A 2,727-nucleotide genomic window follows, 5' to 3' on the forward strand; every position below is an offset into this window, starting at 1 on the left:
CCCCCTACTCGCTAGTTTCATGTTCAATTTGGATAGGTCTAACGAGTTGCCCAAGTGCATGAGGTTCGCTTTGTCTATAAATAGATTGTTTATACGTGAATTTTTTTAGTGCGCCTGACTCTGTGGCCGAATAAACCCATCCGAACACCATAAAGCCATTTTGTGCTGCAATCAGTGCAGTATTGGCAATGAATTCGCTAGAGATTTCTCCAATTATTAGGAACTGCATACCTGAAGAAGCGTACTGTGAGAGTAAACTATTGATATCACCTGAGAGGTTTGTGTGAACAAGATCTGTTAAGTAGATAGGAAATGAATCTTCATACGCTAGAAATGTATCTCCATTTTCTTCATTCAAATGCTCTCGTACGCTATTGATCATTCCACCAAGTGGATCTTGTTTAATACTCCCGAAGCTTAACTGAACAATTCCCTCTTGAATTTCAGGAGTGCTTATCTGATTTGTCTCTATCTCAAACTCTGATGTGTACATCATGTCCAAAATTAGGGTATAGCCGCCAGGGATAGGGATTGAGTTTATTTTAATGCCGCATTCAAAGCTTTCATCAGTATGTTCTGATGTAAGCATTTCTATAACCGTGAAACCTGAATACGGGGTTTCATTTAAAGCTTTGGTAGGTATGCCGGATTCTTGCAAAAATAGCTTTAACCCCTGATACATACCTAGAGAAGTCCAATCAAAAGATTCAGTAACCATTTGATTTAGACAGACGACTCTATTGATAGAGTTATCTATAATATTGAAGTGGATCTTGTGTATCAGGTGCTTTTCCGCAAAAGAAAGAAATTCAATACACCCTTCGGCCTGATGTGGTAATTGGTCTTCATATAGCTTTTCATTAACTTTCGAGAATACACTGGAGTCTATCCTAGAAAGGTTACGAACAATCTCACTTTCAGGTGCTATGGCTATATAGTAGTTATTTGCCATGACTTGTTCTTGTATGGCGATCCCTGTACCGGGAGCCGATGATTCGGTGTCTGTTGTAGGTAATAAGCCAGCGCAATCAAGCCAAAAAACGATTTCGTTAGAGTGGTTTTTGCTACTAATATCGAGCTGTAGTTGATAGTAATCATTTTCGCTAGGCAAAAATATTATGGGTTTATTGTTTAGGTTTAGAACAATTGATTTACCATCAGTGCAATAGTCATAGAGGTCCTTATACTTGTAGGCTTCTTTGTTTATTTCTAGTTGATACAAGCCATTGAAGTAAGGTACTCCTGATTTCAAGATAGATAACTTTTCTTTACTCATATTTAGGTGAGGAAACTGAATGCATAGTTCTTCAAGCGTCATATTGTTAAGCAAACCTAAGTCAACGCTATCTTCAATGTATTGATCTAGTAAACCAATGTGCTTTGCGATTCCGAAGTGCGAAAGCTTGCTGGTCTCTTGATGGAATCCTAGAAGAAATTTAAAGTTTGTTGGTACGTTTTCACTTTCCATTAACTCAATAAAATTGCTCATCGTTAACCTCTTCCTAACCCAAGCATGTTGATGGTTGTGTTAATTGTATTTGTAATGTTTTCAACAGTTTTGTGCATGTTTTCCGCAGCTTTCTGGACAATCTTGCTAGTCTGCATACCTACTTCCTGAACGTTTTCTCCAGAAAGTAATTTAGTTGCAGTTTCAAGTGATTTTTTACATTGGGATAGCTTGTCTTGGCCTACGGCTTTGCCTAGTTGGTCAATCGCATTAGGACCAAGGTTGTCCAATCCCTTTTGAACTTTTGAAACACTTTTATTTAGGTCACTAGCTATCTTCTCGAAGTTTTTCTCAGCTTTTTTAAGTGTTGAAGCTGGTGCTCCTTCTGCAATCAGTCCTTTTAGGTCCAGGTAGGACTGTTGAAGATCTCTTGACCTATCAATGACACTGTTGATTTGTTTCAACCCTGGCTGTTCTCCTTTTAATTTGTTGTAGGAGTTTGTTAAGAAAGAAGGCCCACCTTGAGCTTTGGAGCCGTTATGGTTGAGGTTAAATAGGCCATAAGAGTTCCTATTTGTATTTATGTTTTGGTTGTACTGGTCGACCTTCTTGTTTTCTTTATTTTGTACACTATCCTGCTCCCTTCCGTTTTCCTTACTTGGTGGGGTAGTTTTTTTTCTATTATTTGGTTTCTCTTCATCCTGTTTAGGAACGTTTTCATTCTCAACATTACGTTCAATAGTTGCTGGTTGGTCTGGGGATGCAGTTTTTTGTTCTGGGGGTTCTTCTTTTGTTTTTATATGCTTTTCCTCAGCAGGTTCAGTATGCTTCAATACATGCTCTTCAGTTGAAGGTGATCCTTTTCCTACGGAGTGCTCAATAGCTGAATTTTTTAAGCTCGCAGCTACATTTGTAATACCACCAGCATCGATACCAGTACTTTCAATGTTAACGGTAGGTGAAAATGAATACCGTTTTATTGGTGTGTCAGGTGTTATTTCTGATATTGGAGTGAAGTTGATAGTTTCTGGTAAATTGGGAGCTACAGAAGAAGTGCTTAAGCTCTGTCCTTGGCTTGCGAATTCAAAGTCAGGTGTTTCAAGCCTAATAGACTCTAGCGGGATGCTGTTAATAAGGTCTGTTATTGAGTGTTTGTTATAGTCCATTTTCTGCTAACTCCGCTAAAATTTGAGTCTTAAGAGCAAGGTTGGCTTCTCTTGTAAGTAGTGATTCGTAGTAGGCCAAAAGGTATCTTGCTAATCGTGCTGATTGAATTGCAT

At 38.5% G+C, this 2,727-nt stretch carries 2 protein-coding genes; both read right to left on the reverse strand.

The window, feature by feature from the left end:
- Positions 1-4: 4 nt before the first annotated feature.
- Entirely contained in the window at positions 5-1,489 is a 1,485-nt protein-coding gene (locus tag IQR33_RS18020; protein ID WP_193843903.1) for a hypothetical protein, read from the reverse strand.
- Positions 1,490-1,491: 2 nt separating this feature from the next.
- Positions 1,492-2,613, reverse strand: coding sequence for a hypothetical protein (locus IQR33_RS18025; RefSeq protein ID WP_025634156.1), 1,122 nt, complete (start codon positions 2,611-2,613; stop codon positions 1,492-1,494).
- Positions 2,614-2,727: the final 114 nt, after the last annotated feature.

Origin of the sequence: Vibrio sp. OPT46 (genome assembly GCF_015163535.1) — a bacterium.
Classification (GTDB): Bacteria; Pseudomonadota; Gammaproteobacteria; order Enterobacterales; family Vibrionaceae; genus Vibrio; species Vibrio alginolyticus.

What these genes read in the sequence shown, in the direction of transcription:
- IQR33_RS18020 (WP_193843903.1), bottom strand. Translation starts at nt 1,489, where the DNA reads ATGAGCAATTTTATTGAGTTAATGGAAAGTGAAAACGTACCAACAAAC.
- IQR33_RS18025 (WP_025634156.1), bottom strand. Translation starts at nt 2,613, where the DNA reads ATGGACTATAACAAACACTCAATAACAGACCTTATTAACAGCATCCCG.